At 51.9% G+C, this 17,801-nt stretch carries 12 protein-coding genes; 10 read left to right on the top strand and 2 right to left on the bottom strand.

The genetic code is table 11. The features are described 5' to 3' along the window. The 8 genes from purS (at position 1) to purD (ending at position 9,342) form a co-directional block, all read left to right on the top strand. Positions 1 to 258: a phosphoribosylformylglycinamidine synthase subunit PurS gene (gene purS / locus EKM97_RS08840; RefSeq protein ID WP_125572042.1), complete on the top strand. Its 258-nt coding sequence runs from the start codon at positions 1 to 3 to the stop codon at positions 256 to 258. Continuing rightward, entirely contained in the window at positions 255 to 944 is a 690-nt protein-coding gene (gene purQ / locus EKM97_RS08835; RefSeq protein ID WP_125572041.1) for a phosphoribosylformylglycinamidine synthase subunit PurQ, read from the top strand. Before purS ends, purQ begins: the two co-directional genes overlap by 4 nt. Next, positions 925 to 3,135 (top strand): phosphoribosylformylglycinamidine synthase subunit PurL, encoded by a 2,211-nt coding sequence (gene purL / locus EKM97_RS08830; protein ID WP_125572040.1) that lies wholly within the window; start codon positions 925 to 927, stop codon positions 3,133 to 3,135. Before purQ ends, purL begins: the two co-directional genes overlap by 20 nt. Further along, positions 3,120 to 4,577 (top strand): amidophosphoribosyltransferase, encoded by a 1,458-nt coding sequence (purF, locus tag EKM97_RS08825; protein ID WP_125572039.1) that lies wholly within the window; start codon positions 3,120 to 3,122, stop codon positions 4,575 to 4,577. The genes purL and purF overlap by 16 nt, the downstream gene beginning before the upstream one ends. After that, positions 4,574 to 5,590, top strand: a complete 1,017-nt coding sequence (purM, locus tag EKM97_RS08820; RefSeq protein ID WP_164507501.1) for a phosphoribosylformylglycinamidine cyclo-ligase — start codon at positions 4,574 to 4,576, stop codon at positions 5,588 to 5,590. Before purF ends, purM begins: the two co-directional genes overlap by 4 nt. Beyond that, positions 5,587 to 6,156 carry a phosphoribosylglycinamide formyltransferase gene (gene purN / locus EKM97_RS08815; RefSeq protein ID WP_125572038.1) on the top strand — a complete coding sequence of 190 codons (570 nt, stop codon included), beginning with the start codon at positions 5,587 to 5,589 and terminating at the stop codon, positions 6,154 to 6,156. Before purM ends, purN begins: the two co-directional genes overlap by 4 nt. 2 nt (positions 6,157 to 6,158) lie before the next feature. Next, positions 6,159 to 7,688 carry a bifunctional phosphoribosylaminoimidazolecarboxamide formyltransferase/IMP cyclohydrolase gene (gene purH / locus EKM97_RS08810; RefSeq protein WP_125572037.1) on the top strand — a complete coding sequence of 510 codons (1,530 nt, stop codon included), beginning with the start codon at positions 6,159 to 6,161 and terminating at the stop codon, positions 7,686 to 7,688. 409 nt (positions 7,689 to 8,097) lie between these two features. Further along, entirely contained in the window at positions 8,098 to 9,342 is a 1,245-nt protein-coding gene (gene purD, locus EKM97_RS08805; RefSeq protein WP_125572036.1) for a phosphoribosylamine--glycine ligase, read from the top strand. 81 nt (positions 9,343 to 9,423) lie between these two features. Here purD and EKM97_RS08800 read toward each other — a convergent pair whose 3' ends face one another. Further along, complete coding sequence (locus tag EKM97_RS08800) at positions 9,424 to 10,362, bottom strand: 2-dehydropantoate 2-reductase (protein WP_125572035.1); 939 nt, start codon at positions 10,360 to 10,362, stop codon at positions 9,424 to 9,426. Between the two features lie 140 nt (positions 10,363 to 10,502). Between EKM97_RS08800 and EKM97_RS08795 the strand changes: the two genes are divergently transcribed. Next, positions 10,503 to 11,441, top strand: a complete 939-nt coding sequence (locus tag EKM97_RS08795) for an aldo/keto reductase (RefSeq protein WP_404820210.1) — start codon at positions 10,503 to 10,505, stop codon at positions 11,439 to 11,441. Positions 11,442 to 11,989: 548 nt separating this feature from the next. Here EKM97_RS08795 and EKM97_RS08790 read toward each other — a convergent pair. Continuing rightward, positions 11,990 to 12,601 (bottom strand): recombinase family protein, encoded by a 612-nt coding sequence (locus EKM97_RS08790; protein WP_125572033.1) that lies wholly within the window; start codon positions 12,599 to 12,601, stop codon positions 11,990 to 11,992. A 657-nt stretch (positions 12,602 to 13,258) separates the two neighbouring features. Here EKM97_RS08790 and EKM97_RS08785 point away from each other — a divergent pair. Then, the coding region (locus EKM97_RS08785; RefSeq protein WP_125572032.1) for a SpaA isopeptide-forming pilin-related protein at positions 13,259 to 17,801 on the top strand (4,543 nt) is incomplete at its 3' end.

Here is a 17,801-nt window from a genome sequence, read left to right as displayed (position 1 = left end):
ATGTATAAAGCCCGCATCTACGTGAATTACAAGCCATCCGTCCTGGACCCCAAGGCGGAAGTCATCAAGAACACGCTCGCCCGCACCGGTCAGGATAACGTGCAGTCCGTGCTTTACGGCAAGTATTTTGAACTCGAGCTCGCTGCTGCGGACAAGGATGCCGCTGCTAAGCAGGTCGACAATATCTGCGACCAGATGCTGGCCAATGTGAACATGGAAACTTACCGCTTCGACATTGTCGAGGAGGCCCGCGCATGAAGGCGGCCGTACTGAGTTTTCCCGGCTCCAATTGTGATCAGGACTTGCTTTGGGCATTAAGCGATATTGCGGGCATTCCTGCCGACCTAGTGCCGGCGAGTGCGACTGACCTGAGCGGTTACGACCTCGTCTGCGTGCCCGGCGGTTTTTCCTACGGCGACTATCTGCGTAGTGGGGCCATCGCGAATTTTGCACCCGTGATGGCGGCGCTCAAAAAGCATGCGGCAAACGGTGGCCTGGTGCTGGGTATCTGCAATGGGTTCCAGATTCTGTGTGAAGCCGGGTTACTGCCAGGCGCCTTGCAGTTTAACGAGAGCCTGAACTTCATTTGTGAAAGTGAGCCACTGACGGTGGTGAACACGAACACCGCCTTTAGCGGTGACTACCAGCCGGATGAGACAATTCACTTGCCCATCGCGCACGGGGAGGGCAACTATTACGCTGACCCAGAGACGCTGGCTGCAATTGAGGCCAAGCAACAGGTGGTGTTCCGCTACGCTGCCAACCCGAACGGTAGCCTGAACGACATTGCCGGGCTGACCAACGCCGCCGGCAATGTGCTCGGAATGATGCCGCACCCAGAGCGCGCCGTTGAAACTCTGCTGGGCGGCCGCGATGGTCTAGCAATGTTCACCGCCTTGAAGAAACAGATGGAAGGAGCCGCTTATGCCACGCGTCGAGCTTAGTCCCAAGGATATTGCCATTAAGAAGCCTTACCTCGATTGGGGGCTGACCGAGTACGAATACGACCGCTTCCGCACTAAGCTCGGCCGGCTGCCGAACTACACCGAGATTGGCTTGGCCAGCGGCATGTGGAGTGAACACTGTGCCTACAAGTACAGCAAGCCCGTGCTCAAGCAGTTCTGGACCAAGAACGAGCGTGTGCTGATGGGACCAGGTGAAGGGGCCGGGGTCATTGATATTGGTAGCGGTAAGGCGGTGGTGTTCAAGGCCGAAAGCCACAACCACCCGAGTGCCGTGGAACCATACGAAGGTGCCGCAACCGGTGTCGGCGGCATTATCCGCGACATTTTCTCCATTGGGGCTGAGCCCGTGGCGCTGCTCGACTCACTCGCATTTGGCGAGCTGGACGAGGCGCACACCCAGCATTTGCTGGACCAGATTGTGGCCGGGATTGGCGGCTACGGGAATGCGATTGGCATCCCAACCATCGGTGGTGAGACGAATTTTGACCCGACTTACGCGCGCAACCCGCTTGTGAACGCCATGTGCATCGGTGTGATGGACAAGGACGCCATTCAGCGTGGCCGTGCGGCCGGGGTGGGCAACGCCATTATCTACGTGGGGGCCAAAACTGGCCGCGACGGGATTAATGGCGCTAGTTTTGCCTCCGCTGAGTTCTCCGATGCTGAGCAGGCCGACCGCGCCGCCGTGCAGGTAGGTGATCCCTTCATGGAAAAATTGCTGACGGATGCCTGCCTCGAAGTGACACGTGACCACCAGGAAGCACTGGTTGGCATGCAGGACATGGGGGCGGCGGGGCTGATTAGTTCCAGCGTCGAAATGGCCGACAAGGCAGACGCGGGGATGACAATTAACCTCGACCTAATTCCGCAGCGCGAAAGCGGCATGATTCCGTTTGAGATTATGCTTTCTGAATCCCAAGAACGGATGCTGCTGTGCGTGGCCGCGGGTCATGAACAAGAGATCATTGACGTCTTCCAAAAGTACGACCTCGACGCCGTCGTCTGCGGGCAGGTTACCGCTGGTCACCGCTACCAGTTGACCTTTAAGAATGAGACCGTGTGTGATGTGCCCGTGAGCCTGTTGACTAGTGATGCGCCGGTGTACCACCAAAAGGGTCAGCGGCCAGCACGTTTGGACCAGCCGGCTACTGATTTTGCACCAGAAATCACTGATTTGCATGACACCTGGTTGCGGCTCCTGGGCCAGCCAACCATCGCCTCCAAGAAGAGCATTTACCGCCGCTACGACGCACAGGTGAAGACCAATACTGTGGTGACACCGGGCAGCGACGCCGGCGTGATCCGCGTGCGCGGCACCAAGAGCGCGCTCGCGGCCACCACCGACAGCAATGGCCGTTACCTCTACCTGGATCCTGAACGCGGCGGTGCTTTAATCGTCGCCGAAGCCGCCCGCAACCTGGTGGCTAGTGGCACTGAGCCCATCGGCATTACAGACTGCCTGAACTACGGCGATCCAACCAAGCCGGAAATCTTCTATGAACTCGAAGAATCCGCGCACGGCATCACGGCCGCCTGCAAGGCCCTGAACACGCCGGTGATTTCTGGGAACGTGTCCTTGTACAACGAAACCAACGGTATCGCCATCTACCCGACCCCGATGATTGGGATGGTCGGTCTGACTGAAGATTTACACAGCATCACCACACTGGATTTCAAGCGCCCTGGGGACCTCGTGTACCTGCTGGGCCGCACCGGTGCGGACTTCAACGGCACGGAGCTGCAGAAGTTGCTCACCGGCGGCATCGCCGGGCGCCTCTTTGATTTTGACCTCGATGAAGAAGTAACCGTGCAAAAGTTAGCGCTGAACGCCATTCGTCGCGGCTTCGTTACCGCGGCCCACGACCTGTCTGTTGGCGGGTTTGCCGCCGCACTAAGCGAGATGGCTCTAGCCGGTCAGCTCGGCGCCGACCTGCAGTGGGATGTGCCAGCTAGTTATGCTTTTGCCGAGAGCGCCGGTCGTTTTCTGATGACGGTGCCGGCCGCCAAGCAGGCTGAATTTGAGGCGCTGCTGGGCAGTCGTGCTCGCCTTTTGGGGAAGGTCACGGCGGCTGACCAGTTGCACATTCAGATGCAGGATGCGGACGTGCAGTTGACCATGGCTGAACTGACGCAGGCCTATGAGGAGGGAATTCCATGCCGCATGAAATAAAGGGACTCAACGAAGAGTGCGGTGTGTTTGGCGTCTGGGGCAACGATAACGCCGCCGAAATCACGCATCTCGGTCTGCACACTTTGCAGCACCGCGGCCAGGAGGGCGCCGGCATTGTCGGTCTCACAACCGACGGGCTGCGCCGCCACTATGGTTTGGGGCTGCTGAGTGAGGTGTTTACCAAGCCGATGCAGCTGCAGGCGCTCCACGGCCGCGCCGCGCTGGGACACGTACGTTACTCCACGGCGGGCGGCCGTGTGCTAGAGAACATCCAGCCGCTACTCTTTCGCTTCAGCGATGAGGCGATTGCACTAGCGCACAACGGGAACCTGACCAATGCCATCAGCCTACGCAAACGCCTCGAACAAAATGGCGCCATTTTCCAATCGACCTCTGATACCGAGGTACTCATGCACCTGATTCGCCGCAGCGTGGCGCCGGATTTTGATGGTCAGCTACGTGCCGCGCTCAACATTGTGCATGGCGGCTTCGCCTTCATGTTGCTGACGGAGCACGCGCTCTATGCTGCTAGTGATCCGAATGGTTTTCGGCCGCTGGTCATTGGTAAGCTACCTGATGGCGGCACCGTCATTTGCAGCGAAACCGCCGCGCTAACGGCCGTCGGGGCGACGTTTGTCCGCGACGTGAAGCCGGGCGAGATGCTGCGGGTCGATGATAAGGGCGTGCATGCCCAGCAGTACACAACGAACACACAACTGGCGGTGTGCTCGATGGAGTTTATCTACTTCGCTCGACCAGATTCCACGATTCATGGGGTTAACGTGCACCAGGCGCGTGTGCGCCTGGGCGAACAGCTCGCCCGCGAGCAACCCGTTGCCGCCGACATGGTGTGCGGGGTGCCGAACTCTTCACTGTCCGCGGCGATTGGTTACGCCCGCGAAAGTGGCATTCCCTACGAAATGGGGCTGGTTAAAAGTCAGTACGTTGCGCGCACCTTTATTCAGCCCACGCAGGAGTTACGCGAACGCAGCGTGCGCATGAAACTCAGTGCCATTCCCGAAGTGGTGCGCGGCAAGCGGGTTATCCTGGTTGATGACTCCATCGTCCGCGGCACCACCTCGATGCAGATTGTGAAGTTGCTGCGCGACGCTGGTGCCAAGGAAGTGCACCTGCGCATCAGCTCGCCACCACTGCGTTTTCCGTGCTTCTACGGCATCGACATTCAGTCGATGAACGAACTGATGGCGGCGAACCACTCCGTTGCGCAGATGCGCGAAATGCTCAACGTGGACTCGCTTGGTTTCCTGTCTGTGCAGGGGTTGGAGGAAGGCGTTGGTCTCGACACAGACGCGCCGCACCACGGTCTGTGCACCGCCTACTTCACGGGTGAGTACCCCACGGCGCTGGATGATTACGCAAAGACGCTGCATCAGGAATTGGCTCGTCGGCAAATTGACGTTCAGGAGGTGAGTGCATCGTGAGTATTGACTATAAGGCTGCCGGCGTCGATATTGATGCCGGTAACGCTGCAGCGAGTGCCTACGCACCACTGGCCGCTGCCACCCAAAATGCAAATGTACTCAGTAAACTAGGCGGTTTTGCGGCGGCCTACGCGCTGCCCGCAGTGCCGGACCCCGTGCTCTTGGCGGCTACCGACGGGGTGGGCACCAAGCTACTGCTCGCTAAAGAATGCCAGCAGCACGACACGATTGGCATCGACCTGGTGGCCATGGTCGCCAATGATTTGCTGGCAGATGGGGCTCAGCCGCTCTTCTTCCTGGATTACCTGGCAACCGATCAGCTCGAACCTCAGCTCGCCGCCACGGTGGTCAAAGGCATCGCGACTGGTTGCCAGCAGGCCGGCATGGCCTTAATTGGCGGCGAAACTGCCGAGATGCCGGGCATGTATCCCGCTGGGCATTACGACCTGGCGGGCTTTGCCGTCGGTCTGGCTAGTCGCAGCAGAATTCTGCCGCAAAACGTCAGCGCGGGGGATGTGCTGATTGGCCTGCCGAGCTCGGGCGTGCATTCAAACGGCTTCTCGCTGGTGCGCAAACTGCTGGCAGAGACCGAGTTAGGCGCGACACCGCTGGCTGATGGTCGCGACGTCCGGCAGGCACTACTCACACCAACACGGATTTACGTGCAGGAAGTTTTGCCACTCGTGCAGGCCGGTCAGATCCACGGCATCGCCCACATTACCGGCGGCGGCTTCGCGGACAACGTGCCGCGGATGTTGCCTGATGACCTGGCAGCGGTGTTTGCTGCGAATGCCTGGCAGTGGCCGGAACTGTTCACCCGCATTCAAACTTGCGGTGAACTAGATTTTGCCGCGATGCGGCGCACCTTCAACCTGGGCATTGGCTTGGTCATGGCGGTTGCCGCTTCTGAAGTGGCAACGGTACAGGCAGCCATTCCGGACGCCCTGGTTATCGGCCGCGTGGCAAAACGCGGCGCTGGTGCGGCTGCTGTGCAGTGGGAGGAAGCAGAATGAAGAACATTGCTATCTTTGCATCCGGCACCGGCAGTAATTTTGCCGCCCTGCAGGCTGCCTTCGCCGATCCGGCGCGCGGTGTCCACATTAGCGTGCTGGTTTGTGACCACGCCCACGCGGCCGTGGTCGCTAAGGCCCGTACTGCGGGGGTGCCCGTGGTGCTGGTGAACTACAAACAGTGCGGTAGTAAAGCTGCCGCCGAACAGTATATTATTAGTAAACTACCTACTATTGATTTAATTGTTCTCGCCGGTTTCATGCGTATCCTGGGACCCGATTTGTTGGCGGCCTATCCGCGCAAAATCATTAACCTGCACCCAGCACTACTGCCAAGCTTTCCCGGGCGCACCGGGATTGCGGACGCCTATGAATATGGTGTGAAGGTCACCGGGGTTACCGTGCACTATGTTGACGCCGGTGTCGATTCTGGGGAGATCATTGCTCAAGAGCCCGTCCGCATCACAGCGGGGGAGAGCCTTGATGAACTAGAAACCGCCATTCACGCGGTGGAACATGTTTTATTGCCGAATGCCGTCACTGAGCTAATTAAAGAAGGAGCGATTTAATTTTGAAACGTGCACTGCTAAGCGTGTCTGATAAGTCTGGTCTGGTTGAATTCGCACAGGGACTCGTTGCCCGCGATTTCCAAATTGTTTCTACTGGTGGTACCCAAAAGGTATTGGCGGACGCTGGCGTACCTGTCACTAGCGTCGAGGAAGTCACTGATTTTCCGGAAATGCTCGACGGGCGGGTGAAGACCCTGCACCCCCGCATTCACGCCGGAATTCTGGCCCGGCGCGATTTGCCCACTCACATGGCGGCACTTGAAGAGCAGGACATCACGCCGGTCGACCTGGTGTGCGTCAACCTGTATCCTTTTGCCGAAACCATCCACCGCGCCGGGGTTACCCATCCTGAGGCGATTGAACAAATCGATATTGGCGGTCCATCCGCTTTGCGCGCCGCCGCCAAGAACGCGGCCAGTGTCTGGGCTGTGGTGGATCCTGCTGACTACCCAGCTGTGCTCAGCGGCTTGGATGATGATGACGCGACGCTGCGCCAGCGCCTGGCTGCCAAGGTGTTCCGCACCACTGCGGCTTATGATGCGCAGATTGCCGCTTACCTGACTGAAGACGAATTCCCGGCAACCTACACGCCAACTTATGTCCACAAGCAGGACCTGCGCTACGGGGAAAACAGCCATCAGAGTGCCGCTTTTTACGCCGAACCATACGCGCCAACGGACAGCATCGCTGCCGCCAAGCAGTTGCATGGTAAAGAGCTGTCGTACAACAACATCAAGGACGCTGATGCGGCGCTACTGACGCTGGCTGACTTCTCCGGTCCAACCGTCGTGGCGATGAAGCACATGAATCCGTGTGGCATCGGTCAGGGTGCGAACATTGAAGAAGCTTGGGATAAAGCCTTCGCGGCGGACCCCGTCTCCATTTTCGGCGGAATAATCGCCCTCAACCAGGAAGTCGACGCGGCAACCGCCACCAAAATGCACAAGCTCTTTCTGGAAATTATCATCGCGCCAAGTTACAGTCCTGAAGCCCTAGAAATTTTGACGACGAAGAAAAAGAACATGCGCCTGCTGACGGTGGACATGACGCCGGTTGAATCTGGGGCTAAGCGCTTTGAGACGGTCGCCGTGAATGGTGGTTTACTGATTCAAGAACGCGACCAGCAGGTGGAAACCGCGGCTGATCTGACCGTGGTGACCGACTTGCAGCCAACGCAGGAACAGATTGACGCCATGTTGTTTGCTCAGACTGTGGTGAAGCACGTGAAGAGCAACGCGATCGTCGTGGCGAAGAAGGGCCAGACACTCGGAATTGGTGCCGGCCAGATGAATCGGGTTGGCTCCGTTGAATTGGCCATCGCCGAAGCTCAGCAAAACGCCAACTTCGCGGGCGCGGTGCTCGCCAGTGACGCTTTCTTCCCAATGGGCGACTCCGTGGACTATGCGGCCAAGCACGGCATCCGCGCCATCATCCAGCCCGGCGGCAGCATTCGCGACCAGGAGTCAATTGATAAGGCGAATGAATACGGCATTACGATGGTGACGACAGGGGTACGGCACTTCCGGCATTAGAGCACAGAGCGGAGCCGAACGGGTTGATTTTGAGCATTAGCGTAACTTTGACGGAGGGCGCTTAGCCCGCAGGCAAAGTTGTGCTAAGCGCAGAAATCAGTTCGGCGCAGCTCGACTAAACACAGAGCGGAGCGACCCGGGTAGAAGTTGAGGATTAACGGGCTTTCCAATAAGGGCGGTTTTTGCCCTTGTTGGAAAGCATGTTAACCGCAGACTTCTGGGTCGCGCAGCTCGACTAGAACACAGAGCGAAGCGACCCGGGTAGAAGTTGAGGATTAACGGGCTTTTCAATAAGGGCGGTTTTGGCCTTTGTTGGAAAGCATGTTAACCGCAGACTTCTGGGTCGCGCAGCTCGACTACGGATTCCCCCACGGGAATCCCCTACATAAAACTCAAGGAGGACAGCAACATGGCAAACGTACTGGTTGTGGGCAGTGGTGCCCGTGAGGCCGCGATTGGCGCAAAATTCCTAGCATCACCCCAGGTGGACGCGGTGTTCGTGGCCCCGGGAAACGATGGCATGGAGCTGCTGGGGCTGACCCCCATCAATCTTGATGTGCTGGACTTCGAAGGCTTGATTGATTTTGCTAAGGCGCATGTTGACCTGACCTTCGTGGGTCCGGAGCAGCCGCTGGTTGCCGGTATTGTGGACGCCTTTGAAGCTGCTGGCCAAACCGTCTTTGGCGCGGATCGAGACCTCGCTCAACTTGAGGGCAGCAAAACTTTTGCCAAGCAGTTCATGCAGCGACATAACCTGCCCACAGCTAAGGCGCAACACGTTGAATCGCTGGCGGCCGCCAAGCAGGTGCTCGCGGATTGGGGCGCACCGATTGTTGTGAAGGCGGACGGCCTGGCTGCGGGGAAAGGCGTCGTGGTGGCGCAGACAGTGCAGACTGCCCAGAGCGCACTTGAGCACTTGTATACGCAAGATGCGCATGCTCCAGCCTTGATTGAGGAGTGCCTCAGTGGCCAAGAAGCGTCAGTTATGGCCTTCTTCGCCGGCACGCAGTCGGTCATTTTGCCCTTGTCGCAGGACCACAAGCGCCGCTTTAACGCGGATCGCGGGCCGAACACCGGCGGCATGGGCGCCATCAGTCCTGCCAGTCAGTTCAGCACCGAGCAGGCAGCGGCCGCGCGGAAGCTGATGCTACAAACAGTCGCCGCTCTCGAGGACGAGGGGATGCACGGCTGCGGCGTCATCTACATGGGCCTGATGTTCACGGCGGCCGGACCCAAAATTCTGGAGTACAACATGCGCCTGGGCGATCCGGAAACGCAGGTACTGTTGCCACAGATTGATAATGATTTCTACGATCTGATTCAGAATCTGCTTGCAGGTAAGCAGCAAGACCTGCGTTTGAACGGCCAAACTTATGTTGGCGTTGTCCTGACACATCCTGCCTACCCAGCGGCCAGCAAACCGGCGCTGCCCGTCTTAGTGCCGACTGAGCAACTGCTTGCTGGTGGTGAATGGATTCCGGCTGCTGTTCGTAATGAGAATGGCAAGTTACTGAGTAGTGGCGGACGCGTGCTGACGCTGGTTGCAGCGGGAACAACGCCGCAGTCAGCGCGCACGGCGGCGTATGAGCTGGTGCGGGAGTACGCGGGCGAATTGGCATACCGTGATGATATCGGGGTGCACAGTTTGGAATAAACATAAAAATAAGCAAGTGAGCCAGTCTGGCTCACTTGCCTATTTGGTTTCAACACATTATTTCCCGGGTAATGAAACGACTTACTTTGCCCCGACGAGTTGTTCCTTGGCGTGCACCATCTGCGTCAGCAGGGCACAGTATGGCGTTGCAATGCCGTACTGCTTCCCCTTACGTGCAACCGCACCGTTAATGAATTCAATTTCAGTGAGGCGGTGGTGCTGATTCAGATCCTGGTACATGGATGGGTAGTGATCCGCGATGTCAGCCGTGAAGGTGGCCGCAACGTGCTGGTAAACTTCCTCAGTGTCCAGCTTGATGCCTTCCTTCGCAGCCACAGCCGCGAATTCGGCGATGATGGTGTGCAGCAGGTCGGGTGCTGGCGTTGTTTTGCCAAGCTCACCGATGTTGCAATCCAGAAGCGCGCACAGGCAGTTCAACGTGCCGTTAACGCAAGCCTTACGCCAGATTGAGTACTTCACGTTCTCGCTGTAGTGCGGGTTGAGGCCGGCACCCTTGAAGATGTCGACAACCTGTAGCGCGAAGTCCTTGCCGCTGGGGGCAAAATTCTGGAGCTCAACTTCACCGTCGCCGAGCAATTCAACTTGGCCAGGGCCGGTCATGCCGGCGGTCCACATGGTGATGCCCAGAATCAGGTGGTCCTTAGCAACGTACTTTTCCAGCACGTCTTCGTGGCCAATCCCGTTGAGCAGACACAGCACGTAGGTGTTCGGGTCAATCAGGGACTGCACTTGGTCGAACATGGTGGTCAGCTGGTTGGACTTCAGGAACACGACGACCAGGTCGGCCTGGACATCACCTGCAGCGATTTCGGCAGGGGTGTAAACGGGCATTTTGGCCGCAACCTGCTTGCCGTTGAAGTTGGCCTGAATCCCGTTTGCGCGGATGGCGTCAACGTTTGCCTGCCAGCCATCGACCAGCGTCACGTCGTTGCCGGCTTGGTGCAACATCAAGGCGAAGCGGCTACCCATGCCACCGACACCTAAAACAGTAATTTTCACTATGAACATCTCCTTGCTTCCATGATACCGCGAGCGGCGGCGGGGCAAAAGGGATTCGGGGACTTATTCGGTATCTGGCGAGAAATCACGATATGCAAAATCCGCGGACTAGGCCTACAATGCGGGTAACGGCTCGTCAATTGGTGACGACAAAGACAACAGGAGGTTTTCACATGACAACAAGCAAAATCGCATTCGCAATGCCCAAGTTCGGTCTTGGTACCAACAAAGTCGGTGGCCATAACCTTTTTCCGAACCTTAAGGATGAGGATGGCTACGCGGTCATTCGGCAGGCACTGGATTCTGGTGTGCAGTTGCTGGACACGGCCTTCATGTACGGGAAAGGTCGCTCTGAGGAGATTATCGGCGATGTGCTGCAGGATTATGACCGTTCGCAGGTCATTATTGCCACCAAGGGGACCCAGGATCCGGCGCGCGGCTTCAAGCCCAATAATTCACCAGCGTTCTTGACCCAGGCCGTTGACGACGCGCTGCAGCGTCTGCGGACGGATTACCTGGACATCTTCTACATTCATTTTCCAGATGCTGACACGCCCAAGAACGAGGCGGTTGCGGCATTGCAGAAGCTAAAGCAAGCGGGCAAAATTCGCGCAATTGGGGTCTCCAATTTCTCCCTTGACCAGATTAAAGAGGCCAACCAGGACGGCTATGTGGACATCGTGGAGGACAATTACAGCCTCGTCCACCGCGGACTGGAGAAGACGACCCTGCCTTACCTGCAGGCGCAGGGCATTGGCTTTGTGCCGTACTTCCCACTAGCTTCAGGCCTGCTGACGGGCAAATACAGCGCCGAGGACGGTGCCAAGTTCAAGCAGTTTAGTGCGGCGCAATATCAGCAGATTATGACGGCACTGGTGCAAGTGCGGACAATTGCGACCGCGCATGAGGCAACCGTTGCCCAGGTCATCTTGGCTTGGTACATGCGCAACCCAGCTATTACTACGGTTATTCCAGGTGCTCGTGTGCCGGAGCAGGTTGTGGCGAACGCCGCAGCACGGGATGTGGCGCTGTCCGCTGCGGAGTACGCGCAGATTGACCAGTTGTTCGGGGAATTTTAGAGTACATTTCCCGGGAAATATTATTCTCAAATGACTAAAGCATTAAACTGCGGTATATCACACTTTTATGCGCAGATGGATTCAATAATATTAAATAATACACCGTTGGATTGTGCCACGGATGTGCCACCTTCAAAATACAGATATAGAGCCTAATACGCTGACAAATCACTAGCGTATTAGGCTCTATATCTTTTATCACAGGTATCTTTGCCCCATACATGCTAGAGGCAAATACAAGAAGATCACTATTAATTCTCCATCTCTTTGTCGCAAGCACACATACGCTCTTACTGTACGCATCCATGATATTTACCGTGTTTGAGATTCACCGATTCATACAAATATTTCTTACTTACTGTCTTTGTCGAAACGATGAAGCTTCACACTATCTAAATGTATATTTCGCATACACACCTCAATCTTAATAACTTCATGCTTACTTAAGCAATGATCAGCCTTAGCAGTTAAGCACTTACAAATTGGCTATTTAAGAATTGTACAACAAAGTGTGAGACTTAATTTTCAGCGAAACAATCTTGAATTAATTACTTTTTATTCGCATTGATCTCAGATCTAATTCGATAAATGGTATTGTTTGAAACGCCTAATTCGCGATGTATTTGTGAAATGGTCCATCCGTTGCATAAGTATTCAACTATCTCATTATAAGCATGTCGATACTTAGAATTGCGACTATTAGCACAGTACAAAACAGGGCGGCCATGGTAAACACCGCGTTCTTTTGCTAGTTTGATACCTTGTGCCTGTCGCTCCCTAATTGCCTGTCGCTCTTGTTCAGCGAGATATTGGCATACAGTTAAAACAATATTAGTCAACATGTTACGCAAATTTTCGTCAGGAACAGCACTAAAATCAGGCAAATCCAATGACTGAAAATTTGCACCTGCATCTTTAATTCGCTGCAGAATTAAAGAAAGGTCTTTTGAGTTGCGCCCAAGCCGGTCTAATGACTGAACGTATACGGTGTCTGACTCACGAATAAATTTTAGCATCTTAACCAACTGAAGGCGATTCGCAATCTTTGCACCAGATTCCTTTTCTCGAAAAATCTTCTCGACACCCGCTTTAGATAGAGCCTCAATTTGTCTAGCTAGGTTTTGATCAGTTGTTGAAACACGTGCATATCCAATCTTCATATACTGCCACCTCTAAACGTAGTTTCAATTTATACATCAATATTCATTTCTTATTTTGAATTAAAAACGACCCAAAAAGGAAGCTGAAACTGCATTTAAATCGCCTGTCTCTGCTTTTTTTTGGGGTGTACCCCAAAAAAAGCTCAATCTATCAATTCGAGTAGTGAACGCATCTTGCCAATAGGAAATTCTGGGCAACGTGCTAGCAATAAGTTCGTCGTTGGATCTCTGCGCCCGCCCTCGCATCTAAACTTACTGTCGTCACGGTTGAAGAAGAACGGTTTGTAAACGACACCCTCGGTCTCATCGACGGCAACGGCAAGAACAGCTGCTATTGCGGCAAAGTGACTTGCTTTAGGAGATCGCCAATATTTCATCGTACCTAATGCATTTCTTTTTGGAATTTTTCCAGGTATTCTACATCCGGATTTGAAAACGATATTTTAAAACGTCAACTTTTGTGGTACACTTCTAAAGTGTTATGGGTGGAAATTTATACATTGAGTGACTCTAAATTTTACCCGCCTATTTCAAGTATCAAGATATTGTAATGATGAGGAAAGTCAGCTCTATTCCAACCGCAGTTTACGCGGACGCAAATAGTATGGTGATGTTCTTAATTATATTGGACAGTGAATTTTTGGGAGGCTATAAGTTATGAAAAAAAGGAGATTACTTCAGAAGACGTACTCTTGTATTCTGATATTATTGCTCTTCTTACAATCATCAGCCCAAGTTGTGGGAGCTGTTACATCCACATCCAGTGCGGCCGGTGACGCTACTGAGGTTCAACTTCTGGGGGCAACCCAGGAAACTGCTGGTTCACGGAACATTGATTTGAAACTTTCATTAAACAATTCGACGGATGAAAGTATTCATAAGGATGTTTCCGTATCTTTTTCTAACAATCAGCAACTGAAAGAGACGAGCAATTCTAATATTCTTGATGCTAATCAAAAAGTTGTCGGAAAATATACCTATTCGGCCAACAAATTACAGTTAGAGGTTTTAGGCAATATTTCTGGAACAGCAACGATCCAACTAGGCCTCACAGATACTTCATCCTTAGAAGGATCTGTCAATTTCTCAACGGATGGTCAAAACGTTACTGCAAAACTGTCTGATACTACTTCAGTAGCAAAATCTGATAAACCTTCAGCCAATGTTAGCAGCAAGGCTGCATCTAGTGTTGCGTCGAAGAGCCAAACCGCAAAGACAATTTCTGAGAGTGCTGAGGGCAATGATATCTCACAATATTTGCCAGATGACTCCAAAGGAACAATCATTACCGGAGCAAATATTGAATTCACAGATAGCAAAGGTAATACTGTTGATCCCACACAAGTGATAAAAGATACCAATCTTAATTTTCAATATACGTGGGCAATTCCGGATGAGCTGAAAGACGGATACCAAGTAAAAGATGGTGACTATTTCTCATTTAAGTTACCTGAAGGAGTTACCTATAAACCAGGTACGGGAACCCTCGGTGACTATGGAACTTATAGCATAGCTGCTGATGGCACAGTTAAGTTCACCTTTAACAGTGATGTTGAAAACGTGAACCACATTGAAGGGACATTTAGTTATACTTCTACCATCAGCAGTGACTCATCGTCTGGCAAAGAAGGCATTGTCATTGACACGACTACTGGACCGGTAACGATACCAATCGTTGTTCAGCCATCAGGTGGTAACGACATCGCAAAGACTGGTCAACTAACTGGCGCTAACACATCTGGAAATAATCCAACCGGGATTACGTGGAACGTCACAATTAATACCAATGGTCAAGAGCTAAAGAATGCAACAATTTCTGACCCAATGCCAAGTGATACTACCAACACTGTGCCAACCACGCTGAAATCGGTTAGTGTATATCCCTTGACAGTTGATCTGAATGGGAATGTGACTAAAACTGGCGATCCTCTTAAAGAAGGTACAGATTACAAGGTTGAAGATGGAAAAATCACGTTTATTGGTGCATATGCAGATACCTATCAGGCTTTTAAGGTTGAATACACTAGCGATATTGATTCGAGTAAATTGCCAGATAATGGTGGAAAATTAACCTTTACGAACAACGCTACCTTAACTAACGGTGATAAAAACTATCCAGCTAGTGCGACAGTAAACGCTAACTACGGAAAACTTTTAACCAAGAGTTTTGACGGTCAGGATAATAATGGTAGTCAAAAGTATAATTGGCATATTGACTACAATTATGGTGAAAAGGCACTTCCCGCCAACACCAAATTGGTAGATACGTTATCGGAGGGTCAAACATTCCCTGTTGACGACAAACAACCTTCATTAACTGATGAGGCTGGCGTGCCTATCGGTACTGATCAGTATAAAGTGACTTACAACACTGATAGAACGGAAATGACTATTACTTTCCCCAATGGTTTGAACAAGGGAGTCAAAATTTCGTATCAGTCACAAGTAACAGACCCAATTGGTGATAAAGGCCAAAAGATTAGTAACTCGGTAGATAGCAACGGCCAAAAATCGAATTCTGGAGATCATTCAGTCGGACAGCAGGGGCTAACTAAGTCTCTAGGGGCCGTTGATTACAACACCAAGAATGTTACGTGGAACTTTGATATCAATATGGCTCGGCAAGATATGAGCAATTGGTCAATGACCGATCCAGTCCCGAATGGGCTGACCGTAGACTATGATTCCTTTATTTTAAAGGATAAAGATCATAATACAACTCTCAGTGAAGGAACGGACTATGTGATTAGCAAGCAGGGAAACGGGTTTACCATATCCTTTGCTAATGCTTTAAAGGAACATGCCACAAGTTGGTATACACTAAGTTATAAAACTGCCTTTGAAACGAATAGCCTCCCAGATGGGGGCAAGTGGACTAACACTGCGACGGCAACTTGGACTGACAAAGACGGTCACGATCATACAAACAAGGGACAGGCAGATTTCACTCCTAAGACTGACTTTAAAAATGATGGCAGCAAATCAGGAAGTTACAACGCCGTTTCGAAGACAATTACTTGGACCGTGGTTGCTAACTATAATCAACGTCAACTTAGCAACGCTTCCATCACTGATCCAATCATTGGTGACCAAGACTATGTAGCAGATAGTGCCAAGTTGTATGAGGCTTCTATTAACAAAGATGGCTCATATGTTTTGGGGACACAAGTTGCTTCCGCTAATATTTCCTTTGACAGTGCTAAGAAACAACTTACTGCGAAATTACCAGACAATAGTTCTAAAGCTTATGTATTGAGTTACCAGACTAGCCTCTCTGGTAAGGTCATTGATCAAAAATCGTATGACAATACAGCAATCTATACAAACAACCAAGAGTCCAGTAATTTAACAGCTCAAGTGTCGGTACCTTATAGCGGCAATGTTTTAGATAAGACTGGCGAACAGGATCCAACTAACTCTGCTTATGCGTTATGGACAATATGGGTCAATAAAGCACAGTCAACTTTCAGCAATGCAGTTGTTACCGATGAGCCTTCTGACAATCAGATTATTGATCAGAGTTCTATTGTGATCTATCCAGGGAAGGTAGATCCTAATGGTGAATTTACCGAAGATAAGAGCAAGCCATTAGTACTTGGTAAGGATTACTCTGTGGATTTGCAGACTGATAATGCAACTGGTAAGCAAACGATGAAGATTTCCTTTACAAATGAAATCAGCTCGGCTTACTCGATACACTATCGCTCACTGATCAATTCGTCAAAGATTAATGATACGCTGACAAATACAGCTTCAATATCAGGAAAAGGCGAAAAAGATGTTGATAACAATACCAGTGGATCGACGGCAGTAGTAAACAATAGCGGGTCGGCAACTGGTAAGAACACCAATCTTGTTCTCACCAAGAGTGATGCAGATACCAAAAAGTCAATTGCTGGAGCTTCTTTTGAACTTTGGTCTGATGTTTCTGGACAAAAGGGACAGTTGCTTCGCAAAGGCACAACAGATGCATCTGGCAGTATTACTTGGAACAATCTTAAATCTGGGAAGTATATTTTAGTTGAAACAAAGGCCCCAGATGGGTATGTAATCTCTACCATTTTGGCCAATGGTAAGGAAATTAACCTTCAGTATAGTGATGCAAACGATGATAATAACGTTTCTATTTCGGAAACTAATCAAAAAGGAAAAGTTACGGTTGAGAAGTCTGATGCTGATGGCTCAGGCCCTTTAGCTGGAGCGGTATTTGATCTTTACAAGAAAGATGGGACTAAGGTTGCTTCAGATCTTAAGACAGAATCAGATGGCACTGTAAGTTACACTGGTCTTAATTCTGGTGACTATTATGTTATTGAGACAAAGGCACCTGCTGGATATAAGCTAGATGCAACACAGCATGCTTTTACTATCGATGGAAACAATATCCAAGTAAAGGTTTCAATAACGGATGAGAAAGCATTGGGAAGCGTTCTTCTAACAAAGACCGATGGTGATACAGGTAAAGCCCTGGCGGGCGCTGTGTTTGATCTTCATAAGAAGGACGGGACGAAGGTTGCTAGTGGCTTGACCACCGATGCCAAGGGTCAGATTAAAGTTGTTGACCTGAAGCCAGGCGACTACTACTTTGTTGAAACTGCCGCCCCTGCTGGTTATGAACTAAATGACAGTCAGCTGAGCTTCACGGTTGAACTACAAACAACTACCAAGGTCGCGACCGTCTCGGCCACAAATGCCGAAAAGACCGGTTCCGTTGTTCTGAATAAGACGGACGGTGATACAGGTAAAGCCCTGGCGGGCGCCGTGTTCAATCTGTATAAGAAGGACGGGACGAAGGTTGCCAGTGGCTTGACCACCGATGCCAAGGGTCAGATTAAAGTTGATGACCTGAAGCCAGGCGACTACTACTTTGTTGAAACTGCTGCCCCTGCTGGTTATGAATTGAATGACAGCCAGCTGAGCTTCACGGTTGAATTGCAAACAACCACCAAAGTTGCGACCGTTTCAGCTACGAACGCCCAAAAGACCGGTTCCGTTGTCCTGAATAAGACCGACGGTGATACAGGTAAAGCCCTGGCGGGCGCTGTGTTTGATCTTCATAAGAAGGACGGGACGAAGGTTGCTAGTGGCTTGACCACCGATGCCAAGGGTCAGATTAAAGTTGTTGACCTGAAGCCAGGCGACTACTACTTTGTTGAAACTGCCGCCCCTGCTGGTTATGAACTAAATGACAGTCAGCTGA

The sequence above is a fragment of the Lacticaseibacillus songhuajiangensis genome (genome assembly GCF_003946025.1).
Lineage (GTDB): Bacteria > Bacillota > Bacilli > Lactobacillales > Lactobacillaceae > Lacticaseibacillus > Lacticaseibacillus songhuajiangensis.
This window is presented reverse-complemented; position numbering and strand designations above follow the sequence as displayed.

Bases quoted from the DNA above. Each gene is read 5' to 3' on its own strand.
- purS (WP_125572042.1), top strand. From the start codon at position 1: ATGTATAAAGCCCGCATCTACGTGAATTACAAGCCATCCGTCCTGGAC.
- purQ (WP_125572041.1), top strand. From the start codon at position 255: ATGAAGGCGGCCGTACTGAGTTTTCCCGGCTCCAATTGTGATCAGGAC.
- purL (WP_125572040.1), top strand. From the start codon at position 925: ATGCCACGCGTCGAGCTTAGTCCCAAGGATATTGCCATTAAGAAGCCT.
- purF (WP_125572039.1), top strand. From the start codon at position 3,120: ATGCCGCATGAAATAAAGGGACTCAACGAAGAGTGCGGTGTGTTTGGC.
- purN (WP_125572038.1), top strand. From the start codon at position 5,587: ATGAAGAACATTGCTATCTTTGCATCCGGCACCGGCAGTAATTTTGCC.
- purD (WP_125572036.1), top strand. From the start codon at position 8,098: ATGGCAAACGTACTGGTTGTGGGCAGTGGTGCCCGTGAGGCCGCGATT.
- EKM97_RS08790 (WP_125572033.1), bottom strand. From the start codon at position 12,601: ATGAAGATTGGATATGCACGTGTTTCAACAACTGATCAAAACCTAGCT.